Below are 19811 nucleotides of genomic sequence, written 5' to 3'. Positions count from 1 at the left end.
GCAATCAACTTGTGCACTGCCGCTGGGGAGCATGCATGGATATCGCCGAACTTCTGGCGTTCTCGGTCAAGAACAAGGCCTCGGACCTGCACCTGTCGGCAGGCCTGCCGCCGATGATCCGCGTCGACGGCGACGTCCGCCGGATCAACATCCCGGCGCTCGACCACAAGCAGGTGCACGCGCTGGTCTACGACATCATGTCGGACAAGCAGCGCCGCGACTACGAGGAATTCCTCGAGGTCGACTTCTCGTTCGAGATCGCCGGCCTGGCGCGCTTCCGGGTAAACGCCTTCAACCAGAACCGCGGCGCCGGCGCGGTATTCCGCACCATTCCGTCCGAGGTGCTGACGCTCGAGGACCTCGGCACGCCGCGGATCTTCAAGGAGCTGATCGACCAGCCGCAGGGCCTGATCCTGGTCACCGGCCCGACCGGTTCGGGCAAGTCGACCACGCTCGCGGCGATGGTCGACCACGTCAACAAGACCGAGTACGGGCACATCCTCACCATCGAGGACCCAATCGAGTTCGTGCACACCGCGCAGAAGTGCCTGATCAACCAGCGCGAGGTGCACCGCGACACCCACGGCTTCAACGAGGCCCTGCGCTCGGCGCTGCGCGAGGACCCCGACGTCATCCTCGTGGGCGAGCTGCGTGACCTCGAGACCATCCGCCTGGCGCTGACCGCCGCGGAGACCGGCCACCTGGTGTTCGGCACCCTGCATACCTCGTCGGCGGCCAAGACCATCGACCGCATCATCGACGTGTTCCCCGCCGGCGAGAAGCCGATGGTGCGCTCGATGCTGTCGGAGTCGCTGCGCGCGGTGATCTCGCAGGCGCTGTTGAAGAAGGTCGGCGGCGGGCGCACCGCGGCCTGGGAAATCATGGTCGGCATCCCCGCCATCCGCAACCTGATCCGCGAGGACAAGGTCGCGCAGATGTATTCCTCGATCCAGACCGGCCAGCAGCACGGCATGATGACCCTGGACCAGCACCTGCAGGACCTCGTCAAGCGCGCCATGGTGACCCGCCAGCAGGCCCGGGACTACGCCAAGGACAAGCGGCTGTTCGAGTAACCGGAGCACCACATGAGCGCCATCGACTTCACCTCCTACCTCAAGCTGATGGCCCATCAAAAGGCCTCGGACCTGTTCATCACCGCCGGCATGCCGCCGTCGATGAAGGTCCACGGCAAGATCTCGCCGATCACCCAGAACGCGCTCACGCCTCAACAGGCGCGCGACCTGGTGCTGAACGTGATGACGCCGCCGCAGCGCGAGGAGTTCGAACGCACCCACGAGTGCAATTTCGCCATCGGCGTGTCCGGCGTCGGCCGCTTCCGCGTGTCGTGCTTCTACCAGCGCAACCAGGTGGGCATGGTGCTGCGCCGGATCGAGACCCGGATCCCGTCGATCGAAGAGCTCAACCTCCCGCCGATCATCAAGACCCTGGCGATGACCAAGCGTGGGCTGATCATCTTCGTCGGCGCCACGGGCACGGGTAAATCGACCTCGCTTGCATCGATGATCGGCTACCGCAACCAGAACTCCACCGGGCACATCATCACTATCGAGGACCCGATCGAGTTCGTGCACAAGCACCAGGGCTGCATCATCACCCAGCGCGAGGTCGGCATCGACACCGACAACTGGGAGAACGCGCTCAAGAACACCCTGCGCCAGGCGCCGGACGTGATCATGATCGGCGAGGTGCGCACCCGCGAGGGCATGGACCACGCCATCGCCTTCGCCGAAACCGGCCACCTGGTGCTGTGCACGCTGCACGCCAACAACGCCAACCAGGCGATGGACCGCATCATCAACTTCTTCCCCGAGGACCGTCGCGGCCAGCTGCTGATGGACCTCTCGCTGAACCTCAAGGGCGTGGTCGCGCAGCAGCTGCTGCCGACGCCGGACGGCAAGGGGCGCCGCGTGGCGATGGAGATCCTGCTCGGCACGCCGCTGGTGCAGGACTACATCCGCGACGGCGAGATCCACAAGCTGAAGGAAGTCATGAAGGAGTCGACCAACCTCGGCATGAAGACCTTCGACCAGAGTCTGTTCGAGCTCTACCAGGCCGGCGAGATCTCCTACGAGGACGCGCTGCGCTACGCCGACTCCGCCAACGAGGTGCGCCTGCGCATCAAGCTCGCCCAGGGCGGCGATGCGCGCACGCTGGCGCAGGGGCTGGATGGCGTCGAGGTGGCCGAAGTAACCTGACGCGGCGGATCGGGTGCGGCGGCGCATCGCTGCGATTGCGACCCTGCATCCAGGTAAGAGTCAAACGGACGCATTGCCCGTCCTTCAGCAGTGCCAAAAAACAAAACAGGGGAAAGTTTGGATGAAGGGTTTCACGTTTGGAATCACGGCCATCGCGGCTGGCTTGCTGGTTGCTGCATCCGCGTCGGCTGCGCCGGTGATTCGCGCCCATACGGTCAACGCTGCCGGCGCGTGCAACGGCGCATTGCCGTCGTATGAGGGTGAACTCCGCAAGCGTCCGCTCGGCGTGCAGAACGAGGGCACCGCGCCGGCGTTCGTGACCTGCTCGCTGCCTGGCGACTTCTACGCGTCGGCTAACCTGATGCTGGTAGCGGCATTCACCAACCAGAACGCCGCGCCCGTCGACGTCAACTGCACGTTCGTCGACGGCATGACGCCGCCATTCGACGCACCGGCCTACTACCCGCAGACCATCACGGTGGCGGCCAACGGTGCCAACATCGGCGAGTGGCTCCCCCCGGAGGGTCAGGCCTTCAGCTCCCTGGCGAACGTGAGCTGCAGCCTGCCTGCAGGCGTGGCCCTCAACGTGCTCGAAGTGGCGTACGTGGAAGACAACGGCGTCGACGACCCGGTCTGAGGTTTCGCCGCACGACATGCCGACGGGGCGCGCAAGCGCCCCGTTTTCGTTGCTCGATCCGCCAAGGGGTAGGCCTGCACGTCAAGCTGGCGCAAGACCTGGGCGGCGTGGTTGGCCTGGGATGCAGCGTTCCGTGGTGTACCGGCAAGGGCGCCCGCGTGGCGCCCTTGCCTTTGCGCACTTTTTACCTTGCAGCGGCGACAATGGCTGGCCGATCCATCCACCTCTGGAGATCCCCATGGCTTTCACCCTGCCCAAGCTTTCCTACGCCTACGACGCGCTCGAGCCGCACATCGACGCGCAGACGATGGAAATCCACCACACCAAGCACCACCAGACCTACATCAACAACGCCAACGCCGCGCTCGAGGGCACGGAGTGGGCCGAAAAGAGCGCCGAGGACATCATCGCCAACCTCGACCAGCTCCCCGAGGACAAGCGCGGCCCGCTGCGCAACAACGCCGGTGGCCATGCCAACCACTCGCTGTTCTGGACGGTGATGTCGCCCAAGGGCGGCGGCAACCCGACTGGTGAAGTGGCCAAGCGCATCGACAGCGACCTCGGCGGCTTCGACGCGTTCAAGGAAGCATTCACCAAGGCCGCGCTGACGCGCTTCGGCAGCGGCTGGGCCTGGCTGTCCACGGACGCGTCCGGCAAGCTCAAGGTCGAGAGCAGTGCCAACCAGGACAATCCGCTCATGAAGGGCGTCGGCTCGGGCAATACCCCGATCCTGGGCCTGGACGTGTGGGAGCACGCCTATTACCTGAAGTACCAGAACCGCCGTCCGGACTACATCGGCGCGTTCTACAACGTGGTCGACTGGAACGAGGTCGAGCGCCGCTACAAGGCCGCCGTCGCCGGCTGATCCGCGCCCGGTCGCAAGGCCCAACGGAAGAACCCCGCGATCCTGCGGGGTTTTTTCATGGAGCCGGTCACGCCGATGCGTATCCGGGCTTGCGCGGCCGCGTGGTGCTGGCGACGATGCTGCGGTACCCGAGGAGGATCGCGCCAAAGATGGACATCGCCGACAGCCGCATCGCCACCGTGCACTTCACTCTCACCGACGCTGACAGCGGCGAGCAGATCACGAGCACGCGTGGGCACGAGCCCTTGACCTACATGCACGGCAGTGGCGGCATCGTCCGCGGCCTGGAGAATGCGCTGGAAGGACGCAGGGCCGGCGACCGCTTCGACGTCATCGTGGCTCCGGAAGACGGCTTCGGCCCTCGCCACGAGGCGCTGCTGCAGACGCTGCCGCGAACGATGTGGCGCGCGCCGTCGGAGCCGAACGTCGGCGACCGGCTGGAGACCACCACCGCCAAGGGGCCGCTGGAGGTGGTGGTCACGGCGGTGGATGCCGATACCCTCACCGTCGACGGCAATCATCCGCTGGCCGGGCGTCGCGTCCGTGCCGAGGTCGAAGTGGTCGCCGTGCGGGTGCCGACGCCGGACGAGGTGCAGTTCGGCCTCGGCTGAGGCGCCACCGCTGCCTGCTCAGGGACCAGCGGGGCCGGCGTTGTCGAACTGCCTCGGCTGGTCATCGCCGATCCGCAGGTCGGGCCAGCGTTGCGGAACCGCCTGCACCCGGCCACCCAGCAGGTCACGGCGCAGCGCGCGACGCCAGGCCCGCTCCGATGTCCCCGGTGGCCACGCCTGCAGGTTGGCCGTGATGCTCCACTCGCCCGCGTCGTCGCGGGCGAACAGCGCGCATCGCGCGCCATAGCCGTCCCCGAGCGTACACAGCAGCGGGTCGGCGACGCCGTCGCCGTCCAGGTCCGGGGTCAGCAGGATGCAGTCGTCGGCCACCCCGACGCACTCGTTCCTGCCCGGGCGTCCGGTGGCCAGCGCCTCCCACCAGTCGCCGTCGGGCGAATCCGCTCCCTCGGCCAGCTGGACCTGCGCACGCAGCTGCGCGATATCGCGCACCGGTCGTCCGGCGTCGTCGCTCTGCGGCGTGCCCCAGCGGCTGGTCCGCGCAATCACCCGCTCGAGCTCCGCGAGCCGTTCCTCGTTGCCTGCCCACGCGGCGTGGTCGCGCAGTGCAAGCGTGGCTTCGTAGCCGCGGCGGCCGCTGTCGTGACGCAACCAGTCGAGGTCGAAGTCGTCGGCTTCGGTACGGCCGTCGGCCAGGCGTTGCATCTGGCTGCCCACCGCGATCCGCTGCGCGTCCAGCAGCGGGGTATTGGCGAGGATCACCAGCGCCACCACGACCAGCGACATCATCCGGTTCACCGGCCGGATCGTGCCCAGCCAGTCGGAGCGGTTGCGCAGCGTCGCCCAGGCGTAGCCGAACGCGTAGCCGCACACCACCACCGCCAGCAGCACGGCCCAGAACCGCTCCGCGGTCCAGCCATGCTGGTGGATGCGCAACCACAGCGCATACAGCGCCAGCAGCGCGTACACCGGCAGCAGCACCAGGCCGGCATCGACCAGGCGCCGCAGCCAGCCCGGATAGGGGCGTTCGCCCTGGCCGTCCTGCAGCACCGAGTTGGTGAACGCCACCAGCAGGGCGACCACGGCAACCAGCGTCGCCGCCGCCGAACGCATGTCCCACAGCGGGGCAAGCCCGGTGAACGGCAGGCTGGCCACGAACAGCACGGCGATGAAGGCCAGCAGCGGCAGCAGGCCGGTGAAGATCGCGAACAGGATCTGTCGCGCCACCTGCACGGCGCGGTGCTGGGTCCGGCCGATAAGCACGCCCAGGCCGGCCATGGCGCCGGTGGCGAGATAGATGAAGGCGTCCTCGCGGAACAGCTCGCGGAAGAAGTCGATCTTCACCAGCGCGAACAGCGCGCCCCAGAGCCACAGGACCAGCCAGCAGATGCCGGTGAACAACCCCGCCAGCGCCAGCGTCAGCGCGTTCTGCCAGGCATGTTCGAACAGGCAGGGGTAGGGTGCGCGCCAGTGGCCGTGGGCCAGACGGCACTGCAACCAGGGCAGGGCGACGAACAGGCCGATGGCCATCGAAGCACCGAATGGTCCCAGCACGCTGCCGGCGTTGATCCCGGGCCCGCCGGTGGCATTCCACGACGCCCAGGTGGCCAGCCCGGCGAACACCACGGTCGCCGCGATCGCGTGCTGCCAGAAGCGCGCGTCGCGCAGGCGCACCACGCTCAGAGCCATCATCGTGGGCACGGCCAGCACCAGGGTGTACCAGCAGACCCGGCCGGCCAGCTCCGCGAACGGCCACCAGCCCGCGTCGTGCCCCTTCTCGGCGAGGTACAGCAGGCCGCCCTGGAGCACCGCCAGCAATACGATGAAGGCGCGCTCGTTGCGCGGCAGGGGGGCGTCTACGGACATGGAGGTTTTCCGCGGCGGTGGTGAAGGCGCCATGGTAGCCGGCAGCGCGCGCGTGGCGTCGCCACTGGATAGAATGACGCCATGCCGGTCCAGTCCACGCCACTCGCCAACCAGCTGCTGGTCGCGCTGCCCTCGCTGGCCGACGGCAACTTCGCGCGCACCGTATCGCTGCTCTGCCAGCACGATGCGGGCGGCGCCATGGGCGTGGTGGTGAACCGGCGCTCGGACTACACCCTGGGCGAGATTTTCTCGCAGATGGGCATCGCCTGCGGAGACGAGGCGCTGTGCGCGACCCCGGTGCTCGCCGGCGGCCCGGTGCACCCGGAACGCGGCTTCGTGATCCACGATGGCGAGCGCGACTGGGATTCCAGCCTCACCGTGGCCAACGGGCTGCGCGTCACCACCTCGCGCGACGTGCTCGAGGCGATGGCGCGGGGTGACGGTCCGGGCAAGGTCGTGGTGGCGCTTGGCTGCGCCGGCTGGAGCCCGGGGCAGCTGGATGCGGAACTGGCCGAGAACAGCTGGCTGACCGTGCCTTCCGATGAAGAGCTCCTGTTCGCGCTGCCGCTTGACGCGCGCTGGCAGGCCGCGGCGGGCCGCATCGGCGTGGACCTGGCGCACATGCCCGGTTACGCCGGACACGCCTGATGGCCACCATCCGCCACGACGGCACGGTGCTCGGCTTCGACGTCGGCGCGCGCCGCATCGGCGTGGCCGTGGGCAGCGCCTTCGGCCACGGCGCGCGCGCGCTGGAAGTGGTCGACGTACATGCGGACAAGGTCGACTGGGCCGCGATCGACAAGCTGCAGAAGGAGTGGCGCCCCGATGGCTGCGTGGTCGGCGATCCGATGACCCTGGACGGCGGCGACCAGCCGATCCGGCTGCGCGCGCGTGCGTTCGCGCACGAATTGGCGCGCCGCTATGCGGTTCCAGTGGTGATGGTCGACGAACGATCGAGTTCGATCGAAGCCGCGCAGCGCTTCGCCGTGGACCGCGCCGAAGGGCGTCGCCGCCGGCGCGATGCGGCCGCGTTGGACGCGGTGGCCGCCGCGGTCATCGTCGAGCGCTGGCTGGCCGCGCCAGGCGACGCCACCGTGGTCGATCCCGACGCCGCCGAACCGGACGCATCCGCATGACCCTGCAGTCGACCGGCGACGGCCGCCTGCGCCACCTGCTGACCCTGGAAGGCATGCCGCGGTCGACCTTGGTCGGGCTGCTCGACCGCGCCCAGGCCTTCGTCGACCACGGCGGCGGCGCCGATCCGCGCACGGCCCTGGCCGGCACCGCGGTATGCACGCTGTTCTTCGAACCCTCCACGCGCACGCGGCTGTCGTTCCAGCGCGCGGCGCAGCGCCTGGGTGCGGACACGCTGGCCTTTGACGCCTCCACTTCGTCGACCAGCAAGGGCGAGACGGCGCTCGACACACTGCGCAACATCGAGGCCATGGGCGTGCGCGGTTTCGTGGTCCGCCATCGCGAAGACGGCGCGGTGGCGATGCTCGCGGCCTCGGCGCAGCCGGGCACGGCCCTGGTCAACGCCGGCGACGGGCGCAGCGCGCATCCGACCCAGGGCCTGCTGGACGTGCTGAGCCTGCGCCAGGCCAAGGGCGCGGACTTCAGCGGCTTGAAGGTCGCGATCGTCGGCGACATCCGCCATTCGCGCGTGGCGCGCTCGGAGCTGCATGCATTGCGCGTACTGGGCGTCGATGAGATCCGCGCCTGCGGGCCGGCGAACCTGCTGCCCGACGACGCGACCCTGGCCGGCTGCAGCGTCGGCAGCGACCTCGACGCCGCGCTCGAGGGCGTGGATGCGGTGTTCATGCTGCGCCTGCAGCGCGAGCGCATGGAGGAGGGCCTGGTGCCCTCGCTCGAGGCCTACCACTGCGACTACGGCCTGACGGCCGCGCGCCTGCGCCGAGCCGCGCCGGATGCCGTGGTGCTGCATCCGGGTCCGATGAACCGCGGTGTCGAGATCAGCGACGACGTGGCCGACGGCCCGCAGTCGCTGGTCCTGCGCCAGGTGGCGAATGGCGTGGCGGTGAGGATGGCCGTGCTGGAGGCACTGCTGGCCTGAGCTGGCGCCGCGATCCCGCCTGACGCGGCAATCTTCACTGTAGGAGCAGCCATAGCTGCGATCGTGGATCCCGGTCGCAGCTATAGCTGCTCCTACGGAGGGGGTTTCGTCAGCGCAGCAGGACGACTGTCGCGAGCCCCAGGAAGCTGAAGAAGCCCACCACGTCGGTCACTGCGGTGACCACCACGCCGCCGGCCACCGCGGGGTCGACGTCGGCGCGCTTCATCGCCAGCGGCACCAGCACCCCGGCCAGCGCGGCCGAGGCGAAGTTGATCACCAGCGCGGCGGTGATCACCAGGCCCAGCATCCAGTCCTGGAACCAGGCGAAGGCCACCAGTCCCACGAAGCCACCGATCAGCAGGCCGTTGATCAGCGCCACCCGCAGCTCCTTCCACAGCAGCACGCTGGCGTTGCTCGCACCAACCTGGCCCAGCGCAAGGCCGCGCACCATCAGCGTCAGCACCTGCATGCCGGCGTTGCCGCCGATGCCGGCGACGATCGGCATCAGCACCGCCAGCGCCACGATCTGTTCGATGGTGGCCTCGAAGCGCCCGATCACCGCCGCCGCCATGAAGGCGGTGGCGAGGTTCACGCCCAGCCACACGATGCGCCCGCGCACCGCGCGCTTCACCGGCGAGAACAGGTCCTCGTCCTCGTCCAGGCCGGCGGCGCCCAGCGCCTGGTGCTCGGCCTGCTCGCGGATGATGTCGACCACGTCGTCGATGGTGATGCGGCCAAGCAGTACGTTGCCCTCGTCGACCACGGGCGCGGACACCCAGTCATGGTCGGAGAACTGGCGCGCGACCGATTCCGCGGACTCGCCGACGTGGATCGCGGTCAGCGCGTCGTCGATCAGTTTGTTGATCGGGCTGCCCGGATCGCGGGTCACCAGGTCCTGCAGCGCCACCCAGCCCAGCAGCTGGTGGCGGCGGTTGACCACGTACAGGTGGTCGGTGTGCTCGGGCAGTTCGCCGCGCAGGCGCAGGAAGCGCAGCACCACGTCGACCGTGGTGTCGGCGCGCACGGTGACCACGTCGGGGTTCATCAGGCGGCCGGCGGTGTCCTCGGCGTAGGACAGGGCCTGCTCCAGGCGCTCGCGGTTCTCGCGGTCCATCGACTTCAGGACTTCGTCGATCACCGTGTCGGGAAGGTCCTCGACCAGGTCGGCGAGGTCGTCGATGTCGAGGTCCTCGACCGCGGCGACGATCTCGTCGGGATCCATGTCCGCAAGCAGGCTTTCGCGCACCTCGTCGCCGACGTGGACAAGGACCTCGCCGTCGTCCTCGGCATCGACCAGGCCCCAGACCACCATGCGGCGGTCGGGCGGAAGCGATTCGAGCAGGTTGCCGATCTCGGCCGGCGCCAGCGTGTTGACCAGCCGCCGCACCGGCCCCAGGCGGCCGCTGTCGAGCGCATCGGACAGCAGGCGAAGCTGGCGCGCGGTCTTGTCGTGGCGGACGGCTTCGGCCATGGAATGCTTCCGAGGGGGCGCGTCGCGGAACGGTGATGCGCGACAGGGGTCAGGCGTTCATGCCTGCATTATCGCCCGCGCCGATCCCGCTGCCCACCCCGCGACCCGCTCGGCGATCCGCTCAGCGCCAGAGGCGTGCGCGGACCCGCCGCGCGGCGGCGAACAGCCGGCCCGCGAAGCTGCGGTCAAGCTCCGCCTGCAGTACACGCATGTCGCCGTACAGGCGGCGGTTGTGTGCGTCGCGACGGGCGAGCAGCTCGCGCAGCTCCTCGACGTCGCGACCGGTCAGCACGCGTCCCGGTGCGATGTGGGCAGGCAGCGGGCGATCGACATACACGGTGGAATGCGGCGATGCCGCCTCGTCCGCGGGCCGCTCGCGCGTATAGAAGTACAGCGCGATCGAGCGCCGGGTGAGCACGGCCCGCTCCGGCGGCAGGCGGATCGGCGGGAAACCGTGCCAGCTGTGCTCGGTGGTTTCGAAGATCACGCAGCGGTTGTACGCCGGCGCGACCGAGACCACTTCGTCGGCCGCCGGGTCGTGGGGATCGCGATGGAGCTCGAGCGCGCCGCCCCAGTCGTCTTGCCACTCCGGGTTGAGGTACACGATCAGGTTCAGGCGCCGGTGCCAGCCGGTTGCTGGGTGGTGGTTGAAGTCGATGTGGTTGTCGAGGCTCTGGCCGTCGCGGTTCTCGTGGGTGCCGCCGCCGAAATAGCCGGGGTCGTAGAGCAGTCCGTCGATGCCGGTCAGGCGTCCGGCCAGCTCGAGGAACGCGGGCGACTGGATGCAGGCGTCCAGCCGGGCGTAGGCCTCGCCCAGCCCGCGGATCCGCTCGACCGTCGACTTGCCGCCGGCGACTCCGTCCTCGTTGAACGCGTTGCCGTGCTCGAAGGCCGGGAACTGCGCGAGCAGCGCCTCGACGAACGGGGGCGCGAAGAAGCCTTCGATCACGCAGTGGCGGAAAGGCGCGGCGGCGAGGAAGCGTTGCCGGATCGCGGCCGCCTCCGCGACGACGCCGGGCGCGACGATCCCGGCGAGGGCGTCGCCGGCCGTCACGGCGCGGCCGCCGCTGCCGCCAGCCAGCGCGCGATGCCGGCCTCGTCGCGCGCGCGCAGCAGCGCGGGCGTGCGCCGCCGCAGCCCGGCAAGGTCGAGCCTGCGGATTTCGCGGCGCACTTCCAGCAGCGTCGACGGATGCAGGCTGAACTCTTCCAGCCCCAGTGCCAGCAGCAGCGGGGTGAACAGCGGGTCGCCGGCCATCTCGCCGCAGACCGCGGCCGGCCGGCCGTGCGCCCGCGCGGTGGCCAGCACCTGGTGCAGCAGCTGGATCACCGCCGGGTGCAGCGGGCTGTGGAGTTCCTGCAGGGCGTCGTTGCCGCGGTCGGCCGCGAGCAGGTACTGCACCAGGTCGTTGGTGCCGATCGAGATGAAGTCGACCATGTCGATCAACGCCGGCAGCGCGATCGCGGCCGCCGGCACCTCGATCATCGCCCCCAGGGGAATGTTGTCGGCCACCGCATGTCCCTCGCGACGCAGGCGCGCGCCGACCTGGCGCACGAGGCGGCGTGCGGCGACCAGCTCTTCGCGCCGCGCCACCATCGGCAGCAGGATCCGCAGCGGGCCATAGCCCGATGCGCGCAGGATCGCGCGCAGCTGGGTGGCGAACACCTCGCGCCGGCGCAGGGCCAGGCGCACGCCGCGCACGCCCAGCGCCGGGTTGGGCTCGCCGGGCAGCACGAGCCCGCTGTCGTCGGCCTTGTCGGCGCCGACGTCCAGGGTGCGGATGGTCGCGATGCGCCCGGTCATGCCGAGGACCAGATCGCGGTAGGCGACGAACTGCTCGTCCTCGGAGGGCAGCTCGCTGCGCTGCAGGAACAGGTATTCGGTGCGGTAGAGGCCGATGCCGGCCGCACCGAGGGCGTGTGCTTCGGCCACGTCCTCGCGGGCCTCGGCATTCGCATACAGGCGGATGTCGACACCGTCCAGGGTGCGCGAGGGTTCGCGGCGCAGGCGGTGCAGCTGGCGCCGCTCGCGCTTGCCTTCGCGCACGCGTTCGCGGTGCGCAAGCAGGTCGTCGGCGCCGGGATCGACGATCACCAGCCCCGTCGTGCCGTCGATCATCAGCACGTCGCCGTCATTGACCTGCGCCAACGCCTGCGGCGCGCCCACCACCAGCGGGATGTGCAGGCTGCGCGCGAGGATGGCGCTGTGCGACAGCATGCTGCCGCCCGCGGTCACGATCCCGATCACGCCGCGCGCATGCAGCCGCGCGACTTCCGACGGCCCCAGGGCGTCGGACACCAGGATTTCGCCGGCCACGCCCGTCGGCCTGGCGTCGTGGCGGTGCAGCGCTGCATGGATGCGGCCGATGACGTGGTCGATGTCCTCGATGCGGCTGCGGAAATAGGGGTCGTCCATGCTCTCGAACACCGCGGCCAGGCGGTTGCGCTGCATGCGCAGCGCGTAATCGGCGCCGTAGAGGTCACGGGTGATGAGATCGTCCAGGCCCTGCAGCAGTTCGGGGTCGTCAAGCAGCAGGGCGTGCAGGTCGAGGAACTCGCCCACTTCCTTGGCGAGCGCGCCGTGCAGGCGCGAGCGCAGGTCGCGGAGATCGGCCCGCACCATGTCGATGGCTTCATGCAGGCGCGCCACCTCGCCGGGTGCCGCGGCGCGGGTGATGCGCTCTTCGGCGACTTCCAGCGCATGCGGCTGCCGCACCCGGGCGCGGCCCAGGGCGTTGCCCCGCGATGCGCCATGGCCGGGCAGCAGCTGGCGCATCAGCTGTCCTCGTCGAATCGCCGCTCGAACAGTCCGCACACGGCGTCGGCGGCGGCCACTTCGTCCGGCCCTTCGACGCCCAGCTTGACCGCGGTGCCGGTGCCGGCTGCGAGCAGCATCACCCCCATGATGCTCTTGGCGTTGACCTCGCGGCCCTTGGCGGTGAGGGTCGCGTTGACGTCGTAGTCCGACAGCAGCTGCACCAGGCGCGCGGTGGCGCGCGCATGCAGCCCCAGCCGGTTGGAGACGGTGAGTTCGCGTTCGATCATGGCAGTCCCGCCTCAGGCGTCATCGTGCACCACTCCATTGCGCGCGCCCGCGGCGGCCACCGCAGGCAGTTGGTCGAGCGGCAGCTCGGGATAGTTCAATACCCGCAGCAGCATCGGCAGGCTCAGCGCCGAGACGCGGCGCACCGGCGTGCCCAGGTGCGCCAGGCGCGCGGCGAGGTTGGCGGGGGTGGCGCCATAGACGTCGGTCAGCAGCAGCACGCCGTCGCCGCTGTCGGCGCGACGCAGGGCGGCGCTGGCGGTTGCCAGCATGGCGTCGGGATCGGCGTCATAGGACATCTCGAAGACTTCGATCGCAAGCGGCAGCGTACCCAGAAGCCGGCCCGCCACCGCCTTGAACGCGGTGCCGATGCCAACGTGGGTGATGAGCAGGATGCCGACGGCCATCGATACAAATTAACAGAGCCGCATGACCCTCAGGAAGCGGCGCGTGCGGAAGCCACGGGTTCCAGCGATGCGCAGGGGCGGTCCGCGCCGGGTCCGGAGATCAATCCAGCCCGCGGTGATGGGTGGCGACTTCCTTCCAGCCCTGCGCGCGCGCGTGTTCCGCGGCGGCCTCGGCCAGGTAGACCGAGCGGTGGCGGCCGCCGGTGCAGCCGAAGGCGACGGTGACGTAGCTGCGCGTGGACGAATGCATGCGCGGCAGCCAGGCGTCGAGGAACCCGTTGACATGCTGCAGGTACTCGGCGACCTCCGGCTGTGCCGCGAAGAACTCGCGCACCGGGCCGTCGCGACCCGACAGCGGCCGCAGGCGGGCATCCCAGTGCGGGTTGGTCAGGGCACGGGCGTCGAACACGAAGTCCGCGTCCGGCGGCACGCCGCGGCGGTAGGCGAAGGATTCGAACAGCAACGACAGCGATGAATCCATGCTCAGCCCGAGGTCGGTCAGGACCCGGCGGCGCAGCTGGTGCACGTTCAATTCGCTGGTGTCGATGATGACGTCGGCCAGCGAGACCAGCGGGCGCAGCACCTGGCGTTCCAGCGCGATGGCATCCGACAGGGCCAGTCCAAGCCGGGTCAGCGGGTGCCGGCGGCGGGTGTCGGCGTAGCGCTTGAGCAGGATGTCGTCGATGGTGTCGAAGAACACCAGCTTCGGGTCGAAGCCCATCGCACCGACCGCGGACAGCCACTCCGGGATGCTGGCAAGGTCGCCGCGGCTGCGCACGTCGACTCCAACCGCGAGCTTCTGCGACGCGCGCTCGGGATGGGTGGCGCTGCGCACGAAGTCGGGCAGCAGCTCCGCCGGCAGGTTGTCGACGCAGTAGAAATCGAGGTCTTCGAGGGTGTTGAGGGCAACGGATTTGCCGCTTCCGGACATGCCGCTGACGATGATCAGCGAGTTGTTGGCGGTGTTCATTACATGCCCCGCTCAAGGAAGTGGGAGTGGCGCGCGAGGAAGGCCGAGGCCGGGTCCACGCCCTTGGCGCGCAGCACGTGCACGCGGGTCGCGGCTTCGGTCAGCACCGCGAGGTTGCGGCCGGGCATCACCGGCAGGGTGATCATCGGCACGTCCAGGTCCAGCACGCGGCGCGCGCCGAGGTCGCCGGTCAGGCGCACCATGCCGCTGGGGTCGCGTGCCTCGCGGGTGTCCTCGGGCCGTGCGAGATGGACGATCAGGCGCAGGTACTTGTTCCGCTTCACCGCGGTGTCGCCGAACATCTCGCGGATGTTGAGCACGCCAAGGCCGCGCAGCTCCAGCAGGTCCTGCAGCAGTTCGGGACAGGTGCCGTCGAGGACGTCGGGGGCGATCTGCGCGAACTCGGGGGCGTCGTCGGCGACCAGGCGATGGCCGCGGGTCACCAGCTCCAGCGCGAGCTCGCTTTTTCCGGTCCCGGACTCGCCGGTGACCAGCACGCCGATCGAGTAGATCTCCATGAACACACCGTGCAGCGTGACCCTGGCTGCCAGCGCACCGGCCAGGTGGTACTGCAGCACGTTGTACAGCTCATGGCCGCGGCGCTGCGACGACCACAGCGCGATGCCCGACTCTTCGGCCATCTCCACCAGGTCCTCGGGGCAGGGCTGGCCCTTGTTGACCACCAGCGCCAGCGGCCCGAACTGGAGGATCTTTTCCAGTGTTTCCCAGCGTTGCCTGGGTTCCAGGCCGTCGAGCCAGGCAAGCTCCTCGCTGCCGAGGATCTGCACCTTGTTGGGATAGATGATGTTGAGGTATCCGGCCAGCGACGGCCGGCGCGACACGGTGTCGACCGACTCGAGCTGGCGCGTGGCGCCGGCCCGGCCGGCGAGCCACTTCAGTTCAAGCCGTTCGCGGAGCTGGTCGAACAGCGCCTGCGCGGTGATCACCGCCTTCATGCCGATCGCGCCTCGGACGACCCACCCGAGCGCAGGAGCAGCGCACGCAGCGCGTTGATGTCCGGTGCGTGGCGTACTGACTGGCGGAAGTCGGTATCGGCGAACCGGCCCGCCAGTTCCGACAGGGTATCGAGGTGCTGCTGCGTGCGATCGCCGGGCACCGCCATGGCGAAGACCAGGTCCACCGGTTCGCCATCGCGCGCATTGAAATCGACCGGGTTCGCCAGCCTCAGGAAGGCGGCAAGCGGTTCGCTGCAGGAGTCGCTGCGGCAGTGCGGGATGGCGACGCCGTGGCCAATCGCGGTGCTGCCGACGGCTTCGCGGCCGCGAAGGCCGTTGGCGATCAGCAGGGTCCATTCCGGAGAGTCGCCGCCCAACAGGCGGGCGGCGACATCCAGGACCTGGTCACGGCTGCCGGGCGACACCACCTGCACGATGCGGCTGGCGGAGAGCAGGTCGGTGTATGGCATCCCCGGGCCTTCTGTGCCTCAGCCGAACTCGCCGTCGCGCACGGGATTCCCGCCGCGGCGATGGTGGTCGATCATTTTCTTCTTTTCCTTCACCAGCATCCGGTCGAGCTTGTCGGCGAGCAGGTCGATGGCCGCGTACATGTCGGCGGCGCGGGCATCGGCGTGGAGCGTCTTGCCGGCCACGCTGACGGTGGCTTCGGCGCGGTGGTCGGGCTTGTCGATGCTGAGCTGGGTGCGGACCTGCAGCGGCGGGTCATACAGCCGCGACAGGCGGCCAAGCTTGGTCTCGACGTAGTCGCGCAGTGCCGGGGTGACGTCCATCTGCTGGCCGTGGGTCTCGATGAGCATCGCAACCTCCTTCTCGGTGGGAGCCACAGCATCGCGCATGGCGGCGCAGTGGGTGTCATGGACAGGTTAACCCAGCCTCCGGGGGGCGGGAAGCGTCGACGTGGCGTTCAGGCGATCCGCACGCGCTCGTGCGAGGACGGGATGTTCAGCGCCTCGCGGTACTTGGCCACGGTGCGCCTGGCCACGGGAATGCCGCTGTCCTTCAGGCGTTCGGCCAAGCGTGCGTCGGAGAGCGGTTTGCGCGGATCTTCCGCATCTACCAGGCGCCGGATCATGTCCTGGATCGCGATGCTGGAGGCTTCGCCGCCGCCGCCGGTGTCGATTCCCGAGGCGAAGAATGCGCGCAGCGGGATGGTGCCGCGCGGCGTGTGTACGTGCTTGCGGGCAACCGCGCGCGACACGGTGGACTCGTGCATGCCGATCTGCGCCGCGACTTCGCGCAGGGTCAGCGGGCGAAGCGCCTGGGCACCGAACTCGAGGAAGCCCGACTGCTCGCGCACCAGGCAGTGGACCACCTTGAGCAGGGTTTCGCCACGGGCCGCGAGGTTCTTCAGCAGCCAGCGCGCTTCCTGCAGCCGTCCGCGCAGGTAGCCGGCGTCGGCGCCGACGGTGTGCTGCAGCATCTGTTCGTAGCCGCGATGGATGGTCAGGCTGGCGTGGCGGCCGCCGGCCAGCGACACCTTCCAGATGCCGTTATGGCGCGAGATGCTGCAGTCGGGCACCACGTAGGTGTCGTGCGGCATGCCGCCGATGCTGGAGCCGGGCCGCGGGTCGAGGCTGCGGATCAGCTGCAGCGCCATGTTGGCTTCGTCCTCGCTGCAGTGCAGGGCGTCGGCGAGGCCCGGGGCGCCGAGTTTGGCGATGCGTTCGATCAGGGTGGCCACCGCGCGCCGTGCCACCGCGTGGCCGGGCGTGTCGGGGGGCAGGGCGTCCAGCTGCAGCAGCAGGCACTCGCCGAGGTCGCGCGCGCCGACGCCGGTCGGGTCCAGTCGCTGCACCCGCTGCAGCACGGCGCTGATCTCGGCTTCATCGCACTGCAGGTCGGGGGCCATCGCTTCGGAGATGGCGGAAAGTGGCTCGCGCAGGTAGCCATCGTCGTCGATGGCGTCGACCAGGGCCTCGCCGATGGCGAGTTCGCGCGGCGACAGGTGGCTGAGGTTGAGCTGCCATGACAAATGGCCGCGCAGGGTTTCGGACTGGGCGATGCGCTCGGAGGCGTCGCTGCCCGCATCACCGTCGCCGCCACTGCTTCCACGCCCGCTGTCGGCCCATGCGCTGTCGCGCTCGACATCCCAGTCATGGTCGCTTGCCGCGCTTTCGGTCCCGGCGCGCTGGTCGTCGCTGCCGGATCCGTCTTCCGCCGATGCGGACAGTGGCGAGGATTCGTCCCATTCCAGCAGCGGATTGCTCTCGACGGCCGCAGTGATCTCGGCTTCAAGTTCGGGGATCGGGAGTTGCAACAGATGCAGCGCCTGACGCAGCTGCGGCGTCAGTACCAGGTGCTGTCCCAGCGATGTCTGCAAACGAGGCTTCACGGCGTTCCCGATCAAGCGGGGACGCACCCTCCGGTTTACAGTCGGAAGGACTCCCCGAGGTAGACCCGGCGCACGTCCGGGTCGGCCAGCAGCGCGTCCGGAGCCCCCTGCGCGAGCACGCCACCATCACTGAGGATATACGCGCGGTCGCAAATGCCCAAGGTCTCGCGCACGTTGTGGTCGGTGATCAGCACGCCGATGCCGCGATTTTTCAGATGGCGGACGATGCGCTGGATCTCGCCGACCGAGATCGGGTCGACGCCGGCGAAGGGTTCGTCGAGCAGGATCAGGCTTGGACGGGCCGCGAGTGCGCGGGCGATTTCCACCCGCCGCCGCTCGCCGCCGGAAAGGCTCGCGCCATGCTGGCCGGCCACGTGGGTGACCTGCAATTCGTCCATCAACGAGGCGAGTTCGGCCTCGCGGCCCTTGCGGTCCAGGTCTTCGCGCAGCTCGAGCACCAGCATGATGTTGTCGGCCACGCTGAGCTTGCGGAACACCGAAGGTTCCTGCGGCAGGTAGCCGACGCCCAGGCGCGCGCGCCGGTGCATCGGTTCGCCGGTGATGTCGCGGCCGTCGAGCACGATGCGTCCGGCATCGGCTGGGACCAGGCCGACGATCATGTAGAAACAGGTGGTCTTGCCGGCGCCGTTGGGGCCGAGCAGGCCGACGACTTCGCCCGCTTCCAGGGTCAGCCCGAACTCGCGCACCACTTCGCGCTGGCCATAGCGCTTGCGCAGGCCTTCGGCGACCAGCATCAGCCGCCGTCCTGGCCGTCCTGGCCGTCCTTGGCACCCTTGGGCAGGATGCGGGTGCGGATCTGCTGGCCGTCCTGGCCGCCACCCTGCACGCGGCCGGTGGCCATGTTGTAGACGATGCGACCGCCGGCCATGGTGCCGCGGCCGGGCTGGTTGATCTCGACGTTTCCGGTGAAGACCACGGTTTCGGTCTGCAGGTTGTAGTCGACGGTGCTGGCGGTGGCATCGATCGCGCCGCCGTCGTCGAGGTCCTGCTGCAGGCGCACCGGCGACCCCGTCAGGATCACCTTCTGGATGTCGCCACCGCCGCGACGCACGTCGGCCTTGGCGGCGCGCACATCGAGGGTGCCCTGCACGATGCGCACGTTGCCGGTGAAGACGCAGGGACTGCCGTCGTCGGCCAGCGAACAGTCCTGGCTGTTGGAGGTCAGGTCCATCGGCTGGCTGCGGTCGCTGGATTTCGCCCACGCGGGCGCGGCGGACATCGCCGCGGCGATGGCGAGAAGCGTCGTGAGGCTAGCGGCGCGTGGGGACATAGCGGGTCTGGACCTTGGAGGTGAGCTGGAAGCGTTTGTCGGCCAGGTCGGCTTCCATGCCCGTGCCGCGCATTGTAGTGCCGGGCTGGGTGATGGTCACGGCGGCGTCGCTGCGGGCCCGGCGCTGGCCCGGGAACACGTCCAGGGCCTCGGTTTCCATGCGCATTTCGCGGGTGCCGGCGGGGTCGGATACCACCACCACCTCGCCACGCAGGCGCATCTCCTCGCTGTCGGCGCTGATCCAGCCGGTGGCTGCGCGCAGGTCCCAGTACAACTCGCTGCCTTCTTCGGGCAGCAGGAAGACCGGTTCGCGCAGCGACATGGTTTCGTCCACGGGATTGCGATGCAGGTGCGGGGCGCGGAGGGTGAAGGCTTCCCGGCCATCGCTGTCGAGCGACACCAGCTGGAAGTCCTCGAGGATGTAGTCGGAGCGGTCGCTGGTCGTGGTCGCATCGTCGACTTCGGCGTGCTGCCGCCATGCCGACCAGCCGCTGGCGATCGCGGCAACCAGCAACACGAGGATCATCGCGGCGCGCCAGTTCATTGGCGCGCCGTCCCGGCGTCATCGACGGCGTCGTCGCTGCGCGCGGCCAGCAGCAGGTCGCAGAACTCGCGCGCCGCGCCGCGGCCACCGCGGGCCGAGGCCTGCCAGTGCACGCGGCCGAGGATCGCGGGATGGGCGTCGGCCGGCGCCGCGGCCAGGCCGGCGCCGGAGAGCACGGCGAGGTCGGTCAGGTCGTCGCCCATGAACGCCACCTCGTCGGCGGCCAGCCCCAGGCGCTCGCGCAGGCCGTCCACGCAGGCCTGCTTGTCCTTGATGCCGGTGTGGGCCTCGACGCCGAGGTCGCGGGCGCGGATTTCCGCCGCCGGGCTGGTGCGCGCGGTAACGAACGCGACCGCGATGCCGGAGCGGCGCAGCAGCGAGATGCCCAGGCCGTCATGGACGTGGAAGGCCTTGGTCTCGGTGCCGTCGCTGGCGATGTACAGGCGGCCGTCGGTCAGGGTGCCGTCGACGTCGAAACAGACCAGCCGGATGCGCGCGGCGCGCGCGAGCAGCCCGGGGGAGGGGGAGGCGGGAGGCGAGGTCGACATGG

Annotated in this window: 23 protein-coding genes; 8 read left to right on the top strand and 15 right to left on the bottom strand. The window is 69.6% G+C overall.

The features are described from left to right. Positions 1–35 precede the first annotated feature (35 nt). The 5 genes from ACW7GZ_RS02025 (at position 36) to ACW7GZ_RS02005 (ending at position 4329) form a co-directional block, all read left to right on the top strand. Positions 36–1073, top strand: coding sequence for a type IV pilus twitching motility protein PilT (locus ACW7GZ_RS02025; protein ID WP_343255691.1), 1038 nt, complete (start codon positions 36–38; stop codon positions 1071–1073). A gap of 12 nt (positions 1074–1085) precedes the next feature. Next, entirely contained in the window at positions 1086–2216 is a 1131-nt protein-coding gene (locus tag ACW7GZ_RS02020; RefSeq protein WP_457007544.1) for a PilT/PilU family type 4a pilus ATPase, read from the top strand. A gap of 121 nt (positions 2217–2337) precedes the next feature. Further along, entirely contained in the window at positions 2338–2853 is a 516-nt protein-coding gene (locus ACW7GZ_RS02015) for a hypothetical protein (protein WP_457007542.1), read from the top strand. A gap of 238 nt (positions 2854–3091) precedes the next feature. Then, positions 3092–3718 carry a superoxide dismutase gene (locus tag ACW7GZ_RS02010; RefSeq protein WP_457007540.1) on the top strand — a complete coding sequence of 209 codons (627 nt, stop codon included), beginning with the start codon at positions 3092–3094 and terminating at the stop codon, positions 3716–3718. Between the two features lie 149 nt (positions 3719–3867). Beyond that, complete coding sequence (locus ACW7GZ_RS02005) at positions 3868–4329, top strand: FKBP-type peptidyl-prolyl cis-trans isomerase (RefSeq protein ID WP_457001346.1); 462 nt, start codon at positions 3868–3870, stop codon at positions 4327–4329. A gap of 18 nt (positions 4330–4347) precedes the next feature. Here ACW7GZ_RS02005 and ACW7GZ_RS02000 read toward each other — a convergent pair whose 3' ends face one another. Further along, a complete protein-coding gene (locus tag ACW7GZ_RS02000; RefSeq protein ID WP_457007538.1) occupies positions 4348–6153 on the bottom strand; it encodes a DUF4153 domain-containing protein in 1806 nt (601 codons plus the stop codon). 81 nt (positions 6154–6234) lie between these two features. Here ACW7GZ_RS02000 and ACW7GZ_RS01995 point away from each other — a divergent pair, with 81 nt between their 5' ends. The 3 genes from ACW7GZ_RS01995 to ACW7GZ_RS01985 are packed head-to-tail and all read left to right on the top strand — an operon-like array spanning position 6235 to position 8227. Further along, the gene (locus tag ACW7GZ_RS01995) at positions 6235–6801 is read left to right on the top strand and encodes a YqgE/AlgH family protein (protein WP_457007536.1); all 567 of its coding nucleotides are present in this window, start codon (positions 6235–6237) and stop codon (positions 6799–6801) included. Continuing rightward, complete coding sequence (ruvX, locus tag ACW7GZ_RS01990) at positions 6801–7289, top strand: Holliday junction resolvase RuvX (RefSeq protein WP_457001351.1); 489 nt, start codon at positions 6801–6803, stop codon at positions 7287–7289. The genes ACW7GZ_RS01995 and ruvX overlap by 1 nt, the downstream gene beginning before the upstream one ends. Further along, the gene (locus ACW7GZ_RS01985; protein WP_457001353.1) at positions 7286–8227 is read left to right on the top strand and encodes an aspartate carbamoyltransferase catalytic subunit; all 942 of its coding nucleotides are present in this window, start codon (positions 7286–7288) and stop codon (positions 8225–8227) included. Before ruvX ends, ACW7GZ_RS01985 begins: the two co-directional genes overlap by 4 nt. Before the next feature lie 109 nt (positions 8228–8336). Here ACW7GZ_RS01985 and mgtE read toward each other — a convergent pair whose 3' ends face one another. From mgtE to ACW7GZ_RS01915, 14 genes are all read right to left on the bottom strand, one after another. After that, a complete protein-coding gene (gene mgtE / locus ACW7GZ_RS01980; RefSeq protein WP_457001354.1) occupies positions 8337–9698 on the bottom strand; it encodes a magnesium transporter in 1362 nt (453 codons plus the stop codon). A 121-nt stretch (positions 9699–9819) separates the two neighbouring features. Continuing rightward, on the bottom strand, positions 9820–10752 hold the full coding sequence (locus ACW7GZ_RS01975; RefSeq protein WP_457007534.1) for a 2OG-Fe(II) oxygenase: 933 nt from the start codon (positions 10750–10752) through the stop codon (positions 9820–9822). After that, the gene (gene ptsP, locus ACW7GZ_RS01970; RefSeq protein ID WP_457001357.1) at positions 10749–12473 is read right to left on the bottom strand and encodes a phosphoenolpyruvate--protein phosphotransferase; all 1725 of its coding nucleotides are present in this window, start codon (positions 12471–12473) and stop codon (positions 10749–10751) included. The genes ACW7GZ_RS01975 and ptsP overlap by 4 nt, the downstream gene beginning before the upstream one ends. Next, a complete protein-coding gene (locus ACW7GZ_RS01965; RefSeq protein ID WP_457001359.1) occupies positions 12473–12742 on the bottom strand; it encodes an HPr family phosphocarrier protein in 270 nt (89 codons plus the stop codon). Before ACW7GZ_RS01965 ends, ptsP begins: the two co-directional genes overlap by 1 nt. Before the next feature lie 12 nt (positions 12743–12754). After that, positions 12755–13147, bottom strand: a complete 393-nt coding sequence (locus tag ACW7GZ_RS01960) for a PTS sugar transporter subunit IIA (protein WP_457001361.1) — start codon at positions 13145–13147, stop codon at positions 12755–12757. Between the two features lie 100 nt (positions 13148–13247). After that, a complete protein-coding gene (gene rapZ / locus ACW7GZ_RS01955) occupies positions 13248–14117 on the bottom strand; it encodes an RNase adapter RapZ (protein WP_457001362.1) in 870 nt (289 codons plus the stop codon). After that, positions 14117–15073 (bottom strand): HPr(Ser) kinase/phosphatase, encoded by a 957-nt coding sequence (gene hprK, locus ACW7GZ_RS01950; protein ID WP_457001364.1) that lies wholly within the window; start codon positions 15071–15073, stop codon positions 14117–14119. Before hprK ends, rapZ begins: the two co-directional genes overlap by 1 nt. Then, positions 15070–15543, bottom strand: coding sequence for a PTS sugar transporter subunit IIA (locus ACW7GZ_RS01945; protein WP_457001365.1), 474 nt, complete (start codon positions 15541–15543; stop codon positions 15070–15072). Before ACW7GZ_RS01945 ends, hprK begins: the two co-directional genes overlap by 4 nt. Before the next feature lie 18 nt (positions 15544–15561). After that, positions 15562–15891: a ribosome hibernation-promoting factor, HPF/YfiA family gene (gene hpf, locus ACW7GZ_RS01940; protein WP_343255674.1), complete on the bottom strand. Its 330-nt coding sequence runs from the start codon at positions 15889–15891 to the stop codon at positions 15562–15564. 107 nt (positions 15892–15998) lie between these two features. Beyond that, entirely contained in the window at positions 15999–17426 is a 1428-nt protein-coding gene (locus ACW7GZ_RS01935) for an RNA polymerase factor sigma-54 (RefSeq protein WP_457007532.1), read from the bottom strand. A 35-nt stretch (positions 17427–17461) separates the two neighbouring features. Next, positions 17462–18181 carry an LPS export ABC transporter ATP-binding protein gene (gene lptB / locus ACW7GZ_RS01930; protein ID WP_457001369.1) on the bottom strand — a complete coding sequence of 240 codons (720 nt, stop codon included), beginning with the start codon at positions 18179–18181 and terminating at the stop codon, positions 17462–17464. Then, on the bottom strand, positions 18181–18666 hold the full coding sequence (lptA, locus tag ACW7GZ_RS01925; protein WP_457001371.1) for a lipopolysaccharide transport periplasmic protein LptA: 486 nt from the start codon (positions 18664–18666) through the stop codon (positions 18181–18183). The genes lptB and lptA overlap by 1 nt, the downstream gene beginning before the upstream one ends. A 31-nt stretch (positions 18667–18697) precedes the next feature. After that, positions 18698–19261, bottom strand: coding sequence for an LPS export ABC transporter periplasmic protein LptC (gene lptC, locus ACW7GZ_RS01920; RefSeq protein WP_457001373.1), 564 nt, complete (start codon positions 19259–19261; stop codon positions 18698–18700). Then, the gene (locus ACW7GZ_RS01915) at positions 19258–19809 is read right to left on the bottom strand and encodes a KdsC family phosphatase (RefSeq protein WP_457007530.1); all 552 of its coding nucleotides are present in this window, start codon (positions 19807–19809) and stop codon (positions 19258–19260) included. Before ACW7GZ_RS01915 ends, lptC begins: the two co-directional genes overlap by 4 nt. Positions 19810–19811 lie beyond the last annotated feature (2 nt).

The sequence above is a fragment of the Luteimonas sp. A537 genome (assembly GCF_054052065.1).
The sequence above is the reverse complement of the archived record's forward strand: the minus strand, read 5'-3'. Positions and strand labels throughout refer to the sequence as shown.